Origin of the sequence: Paraburkholderia metrosideri (assembly GCF_904848625.1) — a bacterium.
Lineage (GTDB): Bacteria > Pseudomonadota > Gammaproteobacteria > Burkholderiales > Burkholderiaceae > Paraburkholderia > Paraburkholderia metrosideri.
In genome coordinates, this window is sequence record NZ_CAJHCP010000008.1 from 320998 (window position 1) to 335677 (window position 14680).

The 14680-nt window shown below is 60.4% G+C and carries 16 protein-coding genes and 1 other RNA gene; 12 read left to right on the forward strand and 5 right to left on the reverse strand.

Annotated features, from left to right (window positions below; all coding sequences use genetic code 11):
* Window positions 1-18 precede the first annotated feature (18 nt).
* From LMG28727_RS19850 to LMG28727_RS19860, 3 genes are read left to right on the forward strand one after another with little or no spacing between them, the layout of a single operon-like run.
* Entirely contained in the window at window positions 19-759 is a 741-nt protein-coding gene (locus LMG28727_RS19850) for an amino acid ABC transporter permease (protein WP_201644003.1), read from the forward strand.
* Window positions 759-1436, forward strand: a complete 678-nt coding sequence (gene gltK / locus LMG28727_RS19855; protein WP_201644004.1) for a glutamate/aspartate ABC transporter permease GltK — start codon at window positions 759-761, stop codon at window positions 1434-1436. Before LMG28727_RS19850 ends, gltK begins: the two co-directional genes overlap by 1 nt.
* Complete coding sequence (locus LMG28727_RS19860; protein ID WP_042320997.1) at window positions 1433-2158, forward strand: amino acid ABC transporter ATP-binding protein; 726 nt, start codon at window positions 1433-1435, stop codon at window positions 2156-2158. Before gltK ends, LMG28727_RS19860 begins: the two co-directional genes overlap by 4 nt.
* A 104-nt stretch (window positions 2159-2262) precedes the next feature.
* Here LMG28727_RS19860 and LMG28727_RS19865 read toward each other — a convergent pair whose 3' ends face one another.
* Window positions 2263-3213 (reverse strand): class II glutamine amidotransferase, encoded by a 951-nt coding sequence (locus LMG28727_RS19865; RefSeq protein WP_201644005.1) that lies wholly within the window; start codon window positions 3211-3213, stop codon window positions 2263-2265.
* 165 nt (window positions 3214-3378) lie between these two features.
* Here LMG28727_RS19865 and pyrC point away from each other — a divergent pair, with 165 nt between their 5' ends.
* The 3 genes from pyrC to rnpB all read left to right on the forward strand — a co-directional run bounded on the left by pyrC (window position 3379) and on the right by rnpB (window position 5876).
* Window positions 3379-4449, forward strand: coding sequence for a dihydroorotase (gene pyrC, locus LMG28727_RS19870; RefSeq protein ID WP_201644006.1), 1071 nt, complete (start codon window positions 3379-3381; stop codon window positions 4447-4449).
* 11 nt (window positions 4450-4460) lie between these two features.
* Window positions 4461-5312, forward strand: a complete 852-nt coding sequence (locus LMG28727_RS19875; protein WP_201644007.1) for a DUF3025 domain-containing protein — start codon at window positions 4461-4463, stop codon at window positions 5310-5312.
* A gap of 150 nt (window positions 5313-5462) precedes the next feature.
* Window positions 5463-5876, forward strand: an RNA gene (gene rnpB / locus LMG28727_RS19880) — RNase P RNA component class A.
* A gap of 95 nt (window positions 5877-5971) precedes the next feature.
* Here the strand turns inward: rnpB and LMG28727_RS19885 are convergent.
* Window positions 5972-6394, reverse strand: coding sequence for an OsmC family protein (locus LMG28727_RS19885; RefSeq protein ID WP_201644008.1), 423 nt, complete (start codon window positions 6392-6394; stop codon window positions 5972-5974).
* 691 nt (window positions 6395-7085) lie between these two features.
* Between LMG28727_RS19885 and rplM the strand changes: the two genes are divergently transcribed.
* The 3 genes from rplM (at window position 7086) to erpA (ending at window position 8551) form a co-directional block, all read left to right on the forward strand.
* A complete protein-coding gene (gene rplM, locus LMG28727_RS19890; RefSeq protein ID WP_020069304.1) occupies window positions 7086-7514 on the forward strand; it encodes a 50S ribosomal protein L13 in 429 nt (142 codons plus the stop codon).
* A gap of 11 nt (window positions 7515-7525) precedes the next feature.
* Window positions 7526-7918, forward strand: a complete 393-nt coding sequence (gene rpsI, locus LMG28727_RS19895; RefSeq protein ID WP_007180423.1) for a 30S ribosomal protein S9 — start codon at window positions 7526-7528, stop codon at window positions 7916-7918.
* A gap of 267 nt (window positions 7919-8185) precedes the next feature.
* Complete coding sequence (erpA, locus tag LMG28727_RS19900; protein WP_029968241.1) at window positions 8186-8551, forward strand: iron-sulfur cluster insertion protein ErpA; 366 nt, start codon at window positions 8186-8188, stop codon at window positions 8549-8551.
* Window positions 8552-8636: 85 nt separating this feature from the next.
* Here the strand turns inward: erpA and LMG28727_RS19905 are convergent, their stop codons facing one another.
* A complete protein-coding gene (locus tag LMG28727_RS19905) occupies window positions 8637-9767 on the reverse strand; it encodes an anhydro-N-acetylmuramic acid kinase (RefSeq protein WP_201644009.1) in 1131 nt (376 codons plus the stop codon).
* A 204-nt stretch (window positions 9768-9971) separates the two neighbouring features.
* Between LMG28727_RS19905 and tyrS the strand changes: the two genes are divergently transcribed.
* The 3 genes from tyrS to LMG28727_RS19920 all read left to right on the forward strand — a co-directional run bounded on the left by tyrS (window position 9972) and on the right by LMG28727_RS19920 (window position 12552).
* A complete protein-coding gene (gene tyrS, locus LMG28727_RS19910) occupies window positions 9972-11222 on the forward strand; it encodes a tyrosine--tRNA ligase (protein WP_201644010.1) in 1251 nt (416 codons plus the stop codon).
* Window positions 11223-11250: 28 nt separating this feature from the next.
* A complete protein-coding gene (gene dtd / locus LMG28727_RS19915) occupies window positions 11251-11709 on the forward strand; it encodes a D-aminoacyl-tRNA deacylase (protein WP_201644011.1) in 459 nt (152 codons plus the stop codon).
* Between the two features lie 168 nt (window positions 11710-11877).
* On the forward strand, window positions 11878-12552 hold the full coding sequence (locus LMG28727_RS19920; RefSeq protein WP_201644012.1) for a histidine phosphatase family protein: 675 nt from the start codon (window positions 11878-11880) through the stop codon (window positions 12550-12552).
* Window positions 12553-12618: 66 nt separating this feature from the next.
* Here the strand turns inward: LMG28727_RS19920 and LMG28727_RS19925 are convergent, their stop codons facing one another.
* Both LMG28727_RS19925 and ruvB read right to left on the reverse strand, forming a co-directional pair.
* Entirely contained in the window at window positions 12619-13560 is a 942-nt protein-coding gene (locus tag LMG28727_RS19925; protein WP_201644013.1) for an oxygenase MpaB family protein, read from the reverse strand.
* A gap of 27 nt (window positions 13561-13587) precedes the next feature.
* Window positions 13588-14652, reverse strand: coding sequence for a Holliday junction branch migration DNA helicase RuvB (gene ruvB, locus LMG28727_RS19930; protein WP_201644014.1), 1065 nt, complete (start codon window positions 14650-14652; stop codon window positions 13588-13590).
* Window positions 14653-14680 lie beyond the last annotated feature (28 nt).

Sequence of the window (14680 nt, forward strand, 5' to 3'; positions counted from 1 at the left end):
TTTGCTGGAGTCTTGCTCATGTCATATCACTGGAACTGGGGCATTCTGCTGAGTCCGGTCTCCACCGGCGAGCCGACCACCTATCTGGGCTGGTTGTTCTCCGGCCTGTGGGTGACGGTGACCGTGTCGCTGTCGGCATGGGTCATCGCGCTGATCGTCGGCTCGTTTTTCGGCGTGCTGCGCACGGTGCCGAATAAATGGGCATCCGGCATCGGCACGCTTTACGTCGCCATTTTTCGCAACGTCCCGCTGATCGTGCAGTTCTTCATCTGGTATCTGGTGATACCGGAGTTGCTGCCTGTGTCGATGGGCAACTGGTTCAAACAACTGCCGCCCGGCGCGCAGTTCTTCTCGTCGTCCATTTTGTGCCTGGGGCTCTTCACTGCCGCGCGTGTGTGCGAGCAGGTGCGCTCGGGCATCAACGCATTGCCGCGCGGCCAGCGCGCCGCGGGTCTGGCAATGGGTTTCACGCAATGGCAGACGTATCGCTACGTGCTGCTGCCGGTTGCATACCGGATCATCGTGCCGCCGCTCACGTCCGAGTTTCTGAATATTTTCAAGAACTCGGCGGTGGCGTCGACCATCGGTTTGCTCGATCTGTCTGCGCAGGCGCGTCAGCTGGTCGACTATACGTCGCAAACCTATGAGTCGTTTATCGCGGTCACGGTTGCGTACATGCTGATCAATCTCGTTGTCATGCAACTCATGCGCTGGGTCGAAGCCAGAACGCGGTTGCCCGGCTATATCGGAGGCAAGTGATGCATCATTTCGACTGGAGCGGTATTCCGGGCGCGCTGCCTACGCTGTGGACCGGCGCCATCGTCACTTTCCAGATCACGCTGATCGCGATCGTGTTCGGCATTGTCTGGGGCACCATTCTCGCGATGCTGCGGCTGTCGTCGTTCAAACCTTTCGAGTGGTTCGCGAAGGCTTACGTGACGATTTTCCGCTCGATCCCGCTGGTGATGGTGCTGCTGTGGTTCTTCCTGATCGTGCCGCAGGTGCTGCAGAACGTGCTCGGTTTGTCGCCGGATATCGACATTCGCCTGGCGTCAGCGATGGTCGCTTTCTCGCTGTTCGAGGCAGCGTATTATTCGGAGATTATTCGTGCCGGCATTCAGGCAGTGCCGCGCGGGCAGGTCAATGCCGCGTTCGCGCTCGGCATGAGTTATTCGCAGGCCATGCGCCTGATCGTTTTGCCGCAGGCGTTTCGCGCAATGGTGCCTTTGTTGCTCACACAAGGTATCGTGCTGTTTCAGGATACGTCGCTCGTCTACGTGATCAGCCTCGCCGACTTCTTCCGCACCGCCACGAATATTGGCGATCGTGACGGTACGAATGTCGAGATGGTACTGTTCGCGGGCGCATGTTATTTCGTGGTCTGTGTGATCGCGTCGAGCCTCGTCAAAGGTCTTCAGAAAAAGGTCGCAAGATGATCTCAATCAAGAATGTGTCGAAGTGGTACGGTCAGTTTCAGGTGCTGACCGACTGCACGACGGAAGTCAAAAAAGGTGAAGTGGTGGTGGTGTGCGGGCCGTCGGGCTCGGGCAAGTCCACGCTGATCAAAACCGTCAACGGCCTGGAGCCGTTTCAGAAGGGCGAGATCGTGATCAACGGTCAGTCGCTGACCGACAAGAAAACCAATCTGTCGAAGCTGCGCTCGAAGGTCGGCATGGTGTTTCAGCATTTCGAGCTATTCCCGCATCTGTCGATCGTGCAGAACCTGACGCTTGCACAGGTGAAGGTGTTGGGTCGTTCGAACGATGAAGCCACCGCGAAGGGGCTGAAGCTGCTCGATCGCGTGGGTCTGCGTGCGCATGCGGACAAGTTTCCGGGACAGTTGTCGGGCGGCCAGCAGCAGCGTGTGGCGATTGCGCGTGCGTTGTCGATGGACCCGATCGCGATGTTGTTCGACGAACCGACTTCGGCGCTCGATCCGGAAATGATCAACGAAGTGCTCGACGTGATGGTCGAACTCGCGCAGGAAGGCATGACCATGATGTGCGTCACGCACGAAATGGGTTTTGCGAAGAAGGTCGCGCATCGCGTGATCTTCATGGACAAGGGCTTGATCGTCGAAGACGACCGCAAGGAAGATTTCTTTGCGAACCCGAAGTCGGATCGTGCGAAGGATTTTCTGGCGAAGATCCTGCACTGAGATTGAGCTTGATGACGTGGCCGGCGTTGTCTGGCCCGCGTGCTCTGGTTGTTGAAAAAAAGGCCGCTATTTATAGCGGCTTTTTTGTTGGCGATGCCTTCGCGTCAGGACTCGAACGCTGCGGCATCGTCTGCGGCTTCGATGTCGATTTCGTTCACGGCAAGCGCGTCGTCGACGGACGCTGTCGGCGTGATCGAAGCGGCAATCGTGGTGGCGGAAGCGGATGCATCCAGCGCCGGATTGCGCAGCTTTTCCAGCACTGACGCCGGCACCGGCACGTTCACACGATCGATCACTTCGCCGTGCTGGAACATCATCAGATCACCCGGTTCGAAGGCGCTCCAGACCTCGTTGTCGGTCAGCGGCTTGGTCGCGATCACCGCGACGCGGTCTTCCGGCGTCGTGTATTTGGCGAAGTCGATCGACACGTCCGCGTCGACCAGATGCGCGGTCGAAAACGGCCAGCGCCGCACGATGTAATGCAGATGTGTCGAGCAATGCGCGAACAGCGCCTGGCCATTCGACATCAGAAAGTTGAATACGCCGAACTGCGTGATTTCGCGCGTGATCGTTTCGAGCGCGGCAAAGAGTTCGTCAAGCGGCGGCTGTTGCGCGCCCGGAAAAGCCTTGCGCAAACCTTCCAGTAATGCGCAGAAAGCCAGTTCGCTGTCGGTCGTGCCGACCGGCTGATACACGCCGGTCAATTCAGGTGCGTATTCTTTCAGATCGCCGTTGTGCGCGAAAATCCAGTGACGTCCCCACAATTCGCGCATGAACGGGTGGCAGTTTTCGAGCAGGATATGCCCCTGCGTCGCTTTGCGGATGTGCGCAATCGTGTTCTTCGATTTGATCGGATAGCGCTTGACCATCTCGGCGATCGGCGACGTGGCCGACGATTGATGGTCGATGAACAAACGGCAGGCTTTGTCTTCGAAGAAGGCGATACCCCAGCCGTCGGCATGGTGATCGGTGACGCCGCCACGCGCCGCAAAGCCGGTGAAAGAGAACGTGACGTCCGTCGGCGCGGCGCAGTTCATTCCGAGAAGTTGGCACATGTTGCAGGTAAGCCTGTGAACGGGGCGAGCCGTTACAATGATGATTTTCCAAGCATATCACCGAGCCAGAAACGCCAAATAGCAAAATTGACGTGTGTTTAGGCCGCAACATGGCGGTTTGACCAGGTCGATTGGCTTTTGTCGCCGAGCTCGTGCCCACTTGCCATGACCGCTTCCAACGTTTCCCTCGACTCCCGCGATTCCCTTACGCTCGCCCGTCCGGACGACTGGCACCTGCATGTTCGCGACGGCGCAATGCTCGCCGCCGTCTTGCCGGACACCGCACGCCAGTTCGGCCGCGCGATCATCATGCCGAATCTGAAACCGCCGGTGACCACCACCGCAATGGCGCAGGCGTATCGCGAGCGGATCATCGCTGCGATTCCCGAGGGCGCGAAATTCGAGCCGCTGATGACGCTGTACCTGACCGACAACACGCCGCCCGACGAAATCCGACGGGCCCGTGAGAGCGGCTTCGTGCATGGCGTGAAACTTTATCCGGCGGGCGCGACGACCAACTCGGACGCAGGCGTCACCGACATCATGAAATGCGCGAAGACGCTCGAGGTCATGCAGGAAGTGGGCATGCCGCTGCTCGTGCACGGCGAAGTGACCGATTCGCAGATCGATCTGTTCGACCGCGAGAAGGTGTTTATCGATCGCGTGATGACACCGCTGCGCCGCGCGTTTCCGGCGCTGAAGGTGGTGTTCGAGCACATCACGACGAAAGACGCGGTGGACTATATCCGCGAAGCCGGCGCTGCGCCGGAATTGCTGGGCGCGACGATTACCGCGCACCATCTGCTGTATAACCGCAACGCGATTTTCCAGGGCGGCATTCGCCCGCATTACTACTGCTTGCCCGTGCTGAAGCGCGAGACGCATCGCGTGGCACTCGTCGAGGCAGCGACGTCGGGCAATCCACGTTTCTTCCTCGGCACGGACAGCGCGCCGCATCCGAAGGGTTTGAAGGAACATGCGTGCGGCTGCGCGGGTTGCTATACGGCGTTGCACGCGCTCGAGCTTTACACCGAGGCATTCGATAAAGCCGGCGCGCTCGACAAGCTCGAAGGCTTTGCGAGCTTCTTCGGTGCCGACTTTTACGGTTTGCCGCGTAACACGGAGCAGGTCACGCTGCGTCGCGAAGAGTGGATGCTGCCCGCTGAACTGCCGGTTGGCGACACGCCTGTTGTACCGCTGCGCGGCGGTGAGTCGATTGGTTGGCGCCTCGTTTGAGGCTGCGTTAAATGCAGTCGAGTGAGGCGGGGCCTCTGGCGGTGGACGAAACAGCAAAATCGGAGTTCGCCGCCATCGACTGGTCAATGCCGTGGTTCGCGCAATTCGCCGCACGCGGGCAGCGCTGGCAACATGCGGCGCTGGCGAGCTACGCTGCGTTGCTCGCTGAAATGAACGCCGATGCCAGCGAGATGCGACAGACCACCGGGCGCGGGCAGCGCCTCGGGTTCATCGCTCAGGACGATCTGCCGTCTGGCGCCTCATACGAAGCGCATATCGCGTCAACGGGATGCGTGCCGACGCGCCACAACCTGCACGACTTCTTCAACGGATCGATGTGGTTTGCGTTTCCGCGCATCAAAGCGGCGCTGAACGCGCGGCAATCGACGGCGATCGATGCGTTGGGCATTGGCCCAACCCGCGGCGGCGTGCGCGATACGCTGACTTTATTCGACGAAAACGCATTGCTGTTTGCGTGCGCCGATCCTTCGTTGAGCGCGGCGCTGCGCGGTTTCGACTGGCAGACGTTGTTGGTGGCAAGGCGTGACGCGTGGGGAGCACGTTGTGAAGTGCGATGTTTCGGTCATGCATTGTTGGAGAAGCTGATCGCGCCGTTCAAGGCCTGCACGGGGCATGCATGGATCGTCGATGTGCCGTCCGCGTATTTTGAATGGGATCGGCCGGAGCGGGACGCATGGCTGGACCAAACGGTCAGTGCGGCGTTGCTGGGCACCGACTCGCTGACGAGTCGCATGTTCGCACCGCTTCCTGTGCTGGGCATTCCGGATTGGTGGGCAGAGAACGAATTGCCCGCGTTTTACGACGATACGTCGGTGTTTCGCCCGGGGCGGCGTAACCGTTGACGCGCTTTGGCGCCTAGGCAGATTCGCTACGCAAATCAATTCCGCGTTAGCGGCCGGCTTACCTGGTTGTCCTTGGCCGCTCAGCTAATTCAACCGTCTTATCCGCCGAAACGGTTCGCCGGCCGCGTAGATGTTAAAATCCGTCCCAGCAAAGCAGGCTAGGCAGTCGCGGCCTCTGCGGCTTCGGCCAAAGAGGGCGAGGAAAGTCCGGACTCCACAGGGCAGGGTGATGGCTAACGGCCATCCGTGGCAACACGCGGAACAGGGCAACAGAAAGCAAACCGCCGATGGCCCGGCGCAAGCCGGGATCAGGTAAGGGTGAAACGGTGCGGTAAGAGCGCACCGCGGCTGCTGCAAGGCAGACCGGCACGGTAACCTCCACCCGGAGCAATTCCAAGTAGGCAGGCTAGCATCTTCGAGATGCAGGACGGGGCCCCCGTCACGTCTGCGGGTAGGAAGCTTGAGCGCGTCAGTAATGGCGCGTCTAGAGGAATGGCTGCCACGCGCGTCGCGTTTTCGGACGTTGCGCGTGCACAGAATCCGGCTTATCGGCCTGCTTTGCCACCTGACAAAAAAAATGCCGGCGTCCATCGGGACGCCGGCATTTTTATTTGGTACGCACCGAGCGCGCTTGGCGCGCCAGCGCAACCACGCAACGCTTAGCTCGCGACGATCTCGAACGAGTGCGTCAATTCGGCTGTCTTCGCGATCATGATCGACGCCGAGCAGTATTTGTCGTGCGACAGATTGATTGCGCGTTCCACGGTCGCCGGGTTCAGATTCTTGCCGGTCACGGTGAAGTGGAAATGGATCTTGGTGAACACCTTCGGATCTTCGCTGGCGCGTTCCGCTTTCAGCGTGACCGAGCAACCGGCGATTTCCTGACGACTTTTCTTCAGGATCATCACGACGTCGTACGCGGTGCAGCCACCGGTGCCGAGTAACACCATTTCCATTGGGCGCGGCGCGAGATTGCGGCCACCGCCTTCAGGCGCGCCGTCCATCGTCACCAGATGACCGCTGCCCGTTTCGGCTGCGAATGCCATCCCGTCTTGCCCCATCCAGCTTACTTTGCATTCCATGCTGTGCTCCACCGCGCTCACAAATATCGAGACGGCATTGTAGCCCGCATCTGCGGATCCACCCGAAGCGACTTGTGCTCGAAATTATGCCGGATGACGGCTTGCATGCTGCACTGCGGCATGTGCGGCCGGTTCGGGAATGCCCTGGCGGCTTTAGGGGTTTTACTCTAGACGATTCTCGTGGGCGGATCCGGCAAAACCGCCCCTGCCTCATAAACCATGAGGGGATCTGCGGTCCTCCAACGAATATTTCAAGTTATCACATGATGAAATCACATTTCGCGATGCAAATGTTCTTGCATCGCACAAAGCGAAATCGTATAATTGCTCTCATTGGTTGCAGTTGCTCTGCAACTTCCGCTGTCTCCTCCACCTCCTCCTTTGGTGGATTAAACCCGAACCACTTGTTCGGGTTTTTTTTCGCCCGTACTTTGCGGGCTGCTCATCCGCTTTGAGCGCGATTTCGAGCGCGAGAAGGGGGCAGAAAGGCTCATCGAGAACCGTCTCGCCACGTCTTCTTCTCAAAAACCCTCGCACATTTTGACTTGCTGCCGCAAAGTCCTTTATAATTCAAGGCTTTTCCGCATCCGCGCCCGCGGAGGAAGAACCAGGGAGAGCCTGCACGCGCCTCGATGCGCACACTACAAGCAGGAAAAAATACATTGGGCGCAGCAATTTTTTTGGATCGATCATGAAGACGTTTTCCGCAAAAGCCCATGAGGTTACGCGTGAATGGTACGTGATTGACGCGACGGATAAGGTTCTCGGGCGTGTCGCCAGCGAAGTGGCACACCGTCTTCGCGGCAAGCACAAGCCAGAATTCACTCCCCACGTCGACACCGGTGATTTCATCATCGTTATCAACGCAGGCAAGCTGAAGGTCACGGGCAACAAGGCTACTGACAAGAAGTACTACCGTCACTCGGGTTACCCGGGCGGTATCTATGAAACGACGTTCGGCAAGATGCAAGAACGCTTCCCGGGCCGTGCGCTCGAGAAAGCGGTCAAGGGCATGCTGCCGAAGGGCCCGCTCGGCTACGCGATGATCAAGAAGCTGAAGGTCTACGCTGAAGCAACGCATCCGCATTCGGCACAACAGCCGAAAGCGCTCGAGATCTAAGGGGAGCCCACATGATCGGTAACTGGAATTACGGCACGGGCCGCCGCAAGAGCGCCGTCGCACGCGTGTTCATCAAGGCAGGCAAGGGCGAGATCATTGTGAACGGCAAGCCTATCGCCGATTACTTCTCGCGCGAAACTTCGCTGATGATCGTGCGTCAACCGCTGGAACTCACGAACCACGGCGTCACGTTCGACATCAAAGTCAACGTGAACGGTGGCGGTGAAACGGGTCAAGCCGGTGCGGTTCGCCACGGCATCACCCGCGCGCTGATGGACTACGACGCAACGCTGAAGCCGGAACTGTCGAAGGCTGGCTTCGTTACGCGTGACGCTCGTGAAGTCGAACGTAAGAAGGTCGGCTTCCACAAGGCACGTCGCCGGAAGCAATTCTCGAAGCGTTAATCGTTTCGGGTGCGAACCGGCTCACGGGCCGGATCGCTGCAAAAGCCGCCAACGCTTTCGCGAAGGCGGCTTTTTTTATGGTTTCGCGGTACGGTCCGCGTTGCCAACTGGGCCGCTGAAGTGGCGAATTTCGCCATTCAGGGCGGCGGGTGGCGGGAATCCCGCAATCCATTGATTTTGCTCAAAGCACCCATTGCTTTTGTGGGCTTCAGCACGATATCGAGATCAGCCCTACAATAGCGGCTAGAAGCTTTTTGGAGAGTTCGAATGAACGCAGTCACCGATACACCCGTGACCGAGATGCCCGCCCCCTTCGTTTTTACCGACGCAGCGGCTGACAAGGTCAAGCAACTGATCGAAGAAGAAGGCAATGCGGACCTCAAACTGCGCGTTTTCGTGCAGGGCGGCGGCTGCTCGGGCTTTCAGTACGGTTTTACGTTCGACGAAGCCGTCAATGAAGACGACACCGTCATGAACAAGAGCGGCGTCCAGCTGCTGATCGATTCGATGAGCTACCAGTATCTGGTTGGCGCTGAGATCGACTACAAGGACGATATCAACGGCGCCCAGTTCGTCATCAAGAATCCGAATGCTTCGACTACGTGTGGTTGCGGCTCGTCGTTCTCGGTTTGATGGCTTGGTAAGCGACTAGCAGGACAGAAAACGGGGCCGAGAGGCCCCGTTTTTTATTGCCCACACCAACTCCACGGCGTGCGGATCAGCGGGGATAAATTGCCCCGAGCACACGCTCCGCCGACGCACCGGTGACCGCCGGCAAGTTGCCAGGCAGACGGGCCACGCAACGCATCGCCAGCCAGGCGAACGCCAGCGGTTCGACCTGGTTTGGCGGCACGCCGAGCGCTTCGGTGGTCATCACGGGCACGCCGCTTACGCCGCTGTCCTCCAACGCCTGCTGCAACGCCTTCATAATCTCTGGATTGCGGGCGCCGCCTCCGCAGACATAGACCGCTCTGGCGTCCGACGCGTGGCGCTCGATTTCACGCGCAACCGTCACCGCCGTCAGCGCGACCAGCGTCGCCTGAACGTCGGCGGGATCGAGGCCCGTGAAGGGTTGGAGCTTGGCGTCGAGCCATTCAGCATTGAACAGGTCGCGTCCGGTGCTTTTGGGCGGCTGTTGCGAGAAGAAAGGCTCATCGAGCAATGCATTCAGCAACGTGCGATCCACCTGACCACCCGCCGCGAAATGGCCGTTTTCGTCGAACGGTTTGCCGAGGTGGCGTTGAGCCCATTCATCGAGCAACGCGTTCGCGGGTCCGCAGTCGAAGCCGCGCACGCTGCCGGTCGCATTCAGAATCGTGATGTTGCTGATCCCGCCAAGATTGCAGACCACTCGCGTTTCGTCTTTCGCGCCGAACACCGTGGCGTGAAACGCCGGCACCAGCGGCGCGCCCTGGCCACCGGCCGCGACGTCGCGGCTGCGAAAATCGGCGATCACGTCGATATGCATCATTTCCGCGAGCAGCGCAGGGTTGTTGATCTGCCGCGTATAACCCTTTTCCGGTCGATGCCGCACGGTCTGCCCATGTACGCCGATCGCGCGGACCTCCGAAGCGGAAACACGGATGCCGCGCAGCAGTTCGTGGCAGCACACGGTGTAACGCGTTGCGAGCGCGTTAGCCGCCAGCGCTTCACGCTCGATTTCGTTGTCGCCTGGCTGTTGCAGCGCGAACAACGCGTCGCGCAAACCCTCTGCGAAGCCGACAAATGCCTCGGCCAGTACCTCAGGCGGTCGCCCTTCGGCAAACCTCACGGCGATGCCGTCCACTCCGTCCATGCTCGTTCCGGACATCAGTCCGAAGTAGATGCCGTCTGCCGTGTCTTGCGCCACGTTGCTGCTCCTATCCAGGTTCGTTGCGATCCGTTTTAGCAGATTATCGGTGCAAGCGCGGTCGAATATAAGCGCCGGAGCGCCATGAGCGCGGCCTGACGTGCGGAATTCACGCGTCCCGTTCCCGCATATGCCAGAACCAGTGGGCGCGGCGGCGCGCATCTATGGGACAATCCTGTTTTTTCGCGACTTCACGTTTCCAGCATGAGCACCGAGTCCACCAAGCCTAATTCCGCGCCCGCCTTTCCGATCACCGACGAAGTGCGTCACGCGCTCGCCGTCACCAAGCGCGGTGTCGACGAACTGCTGATCGAAGACGAATTCGCGCAAAAACTCGCCCGCAGCCAGGTAACGGCCAAGCCGCTGCGCATCAAGCTCGGGCTCGATCCGACCGCGCCCGACATCCACATCGGCCATACGGTCGTGCTGAACAAGATGCGCCAGTTGCAGGATCTGGGGCATACGGTCATTTTTCTGATTGGCGATTTCACGTCGCTGATCGGCGATCCGTCGGGCCGTAACGCGACCCGTCCTCCGCTCACGCGCGAGCAGATCGAATCGAATGCGAAGACGTATTTCGAGCAGGCCGCATTGGTGCTCGACCGCGACAAGACCGAAATCCGCTACAACAGCGAATGGTCGATGCCGCTCGGCGCCGACGGCATGATCAAGCTCGCATCGCGCTACACGGTCGCGCGAATTCTGGAGCGTGAAGATTTCACCAAGCGTTTCCAGGGCGGCGTGCCGATCTCGATCCACGAGTTCCTGTACCCGCTGATGCAAGGCTACGACTCGGTCGCGCTGAACGCCGACCTCGAACTCGGCGGCACCGACCAGAAGTTCAACCTGCTGGTGGGTCGTGAGTTGCAGAAGCAGTACGGCCAGGAGCAACAGTGCATCCTGACGATGCCGCTGCTCGAAGGCCTCGACGGCGTCGAAAAGATGTCGAAGTCGAAAAACAATTACATCGGCATCAGCGAAAAGCCGACCGACATGTTCGGCAAGCTGATGAGCATTTCCGACGTGCTGATGTGGCGTTACTTCGAATTGCTGTCGTTCCGCCCGATGGATGAAATCGCCGGCTTCAAGAAAGAGATCGAAGCGGGCCGCAATCCGCGCGATTTCAAGGTGCTGCTCGGTCAGGAAATCGTCGCGCGCTTTCACTCGCAAGCCGATGCCGAGCGTGCGCTCGAAGATTTCAACCATCGTGCGAAGGGCGGCGTGCCCGACGACATTCCGGCAGTGGCACTCACGGGCGCACCGCTGGCAATCGGCCAACTGCTCAAGCAGGCCAACCTCGTGCCGTCGACCAGCGAAGCGCTGCGCAATATCGAGCAGGGCGGCGTGAAGATCGACGGCGCAACGGTGTCGGACAAGGGCCTGAAGGTCGAAGCGGGCGAGTACGTCGTGCAGGTTGGCAAACGCCGCTTCGCACGCGTCACGCTGTCGGCCTGATGCGGCTGCGTTCACGCCCGAATCGCCGATGATCGCGCTGATCCAGCGCGTGCGGCGCGCTGAGGTGCTCGTTGCCGATCGTGTGACCGGCGCGATCGAAGCTGGGCTGCTCGCGCTGGTGTGCGCCGAACGGGGCGACACCGAAGCAGCGGCCGACCGGTTGCTCGCCAAGGTGCTCGGCTACCGCGTGTTCAGCGACGCGGCGGGCAAGATGAACCTCTCCGTGCAGAATCTCGACGGCGCCGGGCGTGCGGGCGGCCTGCTGCTCGTGTCGCAGTTCACGCTGGCCGCCGATACCAACAGCGGCTTGCGCCCCAGCTTCACCCCGGGGGCACCACCGGACGAAGGCAGGCGTTTGTTCGACTATTTCGTCTCGGCGGCTCGCGCCAAGCATTCGATCGTCGAAACAGGTGAGTTCGGCGCGGATATGCAGGTGTCGCTCGTCAATGACGGGCCGGTTACGTTCTGGTTGCAGACGAACGCCTGAGTCTCAGCGGCGCTTTTACTGCGCGTCCCCGTCGCTTCCGGCTGCATCTCAACGCGCTTCTGCCGTTGTCTCCCGATGCGCGTCACCGCGCGCGCCTCAACCCGTCTGCCGCTTTTTGCGACAATAGCGGCTCGGCACAACCAAGCGTACGGCGCCCACTCCCATCTTATGACTACGCAGATTCTGTTTATCCGGCACGGCGAGACCGACTGGAACCGCATCAAGCGCATTCAAGGTCACATCGACATCCCACTCGCGACAACCGGCCTCGCGCAGGCGCAGCGCCTCGCGCGCCGCTTCGCCGATGACGCGAAGCAGGGCGTCCGCCTCGATGCGATCTACTCGAGTGATCTGCTCCGCGCGCAGCAAACCGCGCAGCCCATTGCCGATGTACTTGGCTTATCGCTTCAATTACGCGAAAGTTTGCGCGAGCGTTCCTACGGCGCTTTTCAGGGCCATGACAGCGACGAGATTGCGCTGCGTTTTCCCGATGAATACGCGCATTGGCAAACACGCGACCCGGGTTTTGCGCCGCCTGACGGCGAGTCGTTGCGCGCGTTTTATCACCGGGTCGTGCATGCAATCGAGCCGCTGGTCGCGGCGCATCCAGGTGGACGGATTGCGTGTGTCGCGCATGGTGGCGTGCTTGATTGCGTGCGCCGTTTTGCGTGCAAGTTACCGCTCGATGCGCCACGTGATTACGCGTTGCTGAATACGAGCGTGAATGTCGTGGATTTCGAAAATGGCCACGCGAACATTGTTTCGTGGGCGGATGTCGCGCATCTCGACACACCCAGCTCGGATGATGGATTTAAAAAGCAGGTGCCGGAGCCGGGACGCTGATCGGCGCGTTTGGGGGTGAGGGACGCAAGCTCGCAGCGAATGCTTCTGGTTAGCGGCGAGCTTGGATCAATCCGTTTCCCGTGCCACAGCCGCAACCCGGCGGCGTGCCCGCCTCGATACGCCATTAACCAGCGCCCAACGGATAACCGGCGCGACAAGCCGCACGCCAGGACGCGTCAACGCACGACGAACTGTCGCATAGCGACTGAATCCCAACATACCCTGCGCCCAATCGGGCAGAAGATCGACGCCGGCATTGAGCATCAATACGCCGGCCGGCCGCATCGAAAAGCTTGGGGCGGGCGCGTTCATCAGAATCGTCACCAGTTCACGGGTACGCTCGATTGCGACCAGTTCAGGCTGCATGGCCAGCAGATAAGCATCGATCTCCGCGCGTGAGCGGGGAATATCCGACGCGCCCAGCATCTCGGCGATGCGTGCCGTTTCTGCGAAATACTGGTCTTGCGCTGCGACGGGCAGCAGCGGATTCACGTAGCGCAAGTGCGCGGTCATGAAACTCGAGACCTCGGCGACGTGCACCCACGTCAATAGTGCAGGCTCGCTGGCACGATAAGGCCGACCGTCAGGCGCCACGCCCGTCACACCCAGATGAATGCGCTTGACGCGTTCGATCAGCGCGAGCGCATCGTGCCGGTTTCCGTAGGTCGTGCCCGCGATGAAAGTCGCCGTGCGGCGCAAGCGTCCAAGAATATCGGTGCGGAAAGTGGAGTGGTCCCAGACCCCGGCCAACGCCACCGGGTGCAAAGCCTGCAGCAGCAGCGCGCTGATGCCGCCTGTCATCATCGATGTGAAGTCGGCGTGGACTTTCCAGCACACCGAGTCGGGACCGAATAGCCCCGGGTCTCCTGGCGGCGATGAATAGTCGAGTACCGGGCCGCTGCCGCTCGTCAGATGCGTGACGCCGGCAGCCAGTTTCGAGCGCAACCGGCGTGTGAGCAAATGCGCGAGGCCGCTAGATGAGTCGGATTGGCTCGTCTGGTCGGACATCCGGATCGGCCTCTCGTTACGCGCGCATCACTTCGCGGCCGAGTCCCACAGGCCGGACAGTGCGCTCGATGAATCTGGCGCGGCGAGACCGAAATGCCGGTAGGTCAGAAGCGTGGCGACGCGGCCGCGGGGTGTGCGTTGTAGAAACCCTTGCTGGATCAGATACGGTTCGAGCACGTCTTCGATCGTATCGCGCTCTTCGCCGATTGCCGCCGCCAGATTGTCGACGCCGACCGGGCCGCCGTCGAACTTATAAAGGATCGCCTCCAGCAGTTTGCGGTCCATCAGGTCGAAGCCGACTCCGTCGACGTCGAGCATTTTGAGGGCGGCGTCGGCCACTTCTGCGGTGATGTTGCCGTCTGCCTTCACCTCGGCGAAGTCGCGCACGCGACGCAATAAGCGGTTGGCGATACGCGGCGTGCCGCGTGCGCGTTTGGCGATTTCAAACGCACCGTCTGGATGAATCTGCGCGTTCAACAGCGAAGCCGAGCGCGTGACGATGCGCGCCAGTTCCTCTGCGTTATAGAACTCGAGCCGCGCGACGATACCGAAGCGGTCACGCAGCGGATTGGTCAGCATGCCCGCACGCGTGGTTGCGCCGACCAGCGTGAACGGCTGCAGATCGAGCTTCACGCTGCGCGCAGCCGGCCCTTCGCCGATCATGATGTCGATCTGGTAATCCTCCAACGCCGGATACAGAATTTCTTCGACGACCGGCGAGAGCCGATGAATTTCGTCGATGAACAGCACGTCGTTGGCTTCGAGATTGGTCAGCAACGCGGCGAGGTCGCCAGCGCGTTCGAGTACCGGCCCGGATGTTTGCCGCAGATTGACGCCCATTTCACGCGCGATGATGTGCGCGAGCGTGGTCTTGCCGAGCCCCGGCGGCCCGAAAAGCAACACGTGGTCGAGCGATTCGGAACGGCGTTTGGCGGCCTCGATGAAGATTTCGAGCTGGCCGCGCACTTTTTCCTGCCCGACATATTCTTCGAGCTGGCGCGGACGCAACGCGCGCTCGAACGCTTCTTCGTTCGACGAGACGGGCGTGGCCGCGATGATGCGCTCGGTGGCGAGTTTGTCGGTTTCGATCATGAGTTCATTGTACCGCGAGCCGCTCGCG

Coding starts and splice junctions, on each gene's coding strand:
- gltK (WP_201644004.1), top strand. CDS start 759: ATGCATCATTTCGACTGGAGCGGTATTCCGGGCGCGCTGCCTACGCTG.
- erpA (WP_029968241.1), top strand. CDS start 8,186: ATGAACGCAGTCACCGATACACCCGTGACCGAGATGCCCGCCCCCTTC.
- rpsI (WP_007180423.1), top strand. CDS start 7,526: ATGATCGGTAACTGGAATTACGGCACGGGCCGCCGCAAGAGCGCCGTC.
- LMG28727_RS19850 (WP_201644003.1), top strand. CDS start 19: ATGTCATATCACTGGAACTGGGGCATTCTGCTGAGTCCGGTCTCCACC.
- LMG28727_RS19920 (WP_201644012.1), top strand. CDS start 11,878: ATGACTACGCAGATTCTGTTTATCCGGCACGGCGAGACCGACTGGAAC.
- LMG28727_RS19865 (WP_201644005.1), bottom strand. CDS start 3,213: ATGTGCCAACTTCTCGGAATGAACTGCGCCGCGCCGACGGACGTCACG.
- LMG28727_RS19875 (WP_201644007.1), top strand. CDS start 4,461: ATGCAGTCGAGTGAGGCGGGGCCTCTGGCGGTGGACGAAACAGCAAAA.
- rplM (WP_020069304.1), top strand. CDS start 7,086: ATGAAGACGTTTTCCGCAAAAGCCCATGAGGTTACGCGTGAATGGTAC.
- LMG28727_RS19925 (WP_201644013.1), bottom strand. CDS start 13,560: ATGTCCGACCAGACGAGCCAATCCGACTCATCTAGCGGCCTCGCGCAT.
- tyrS (WP_201644010.1), top strand. CDS start 9,972: ATGAGCACCGAGTCCACCAAGCCTAATTCCGCGCCCGCCTTTCCGATC.
- LMG28727_RS19885 (WP_201644008.1), bottom strand. CDS start 6,394: ATGGAATGCAAAGTAAGCTGGATGGGGCAAGACGGGATGGCATTCGCA.
- dtd (WP_201644011.1), top strand. CDS start 11,251: ATGATCGCGCTGATCCAGCGCGTGCGGCGCGCTGAGGTGCTCGTTGCC.
- LMG28727_RS19860 (WP_042320997.1), top strand. CDS start 1,433: ATGATCTCAATCAAGAATGTGTCGAAGTGGTACGGTCAGTTTCAGGTG.
- pyrC (WP_201644006.1), top strand. CDS start 3,379: ATGACCGCTTCCAACGTTTCCCTCGACTCCCGCGATTCCCTTACGCTC.
- ruvB (WP_201644014.1), bottom strand. CDS start 14,652: ATGATCGAAACCGACAAACTCGCCACCGAGCGCATCATCGCGGCCACG.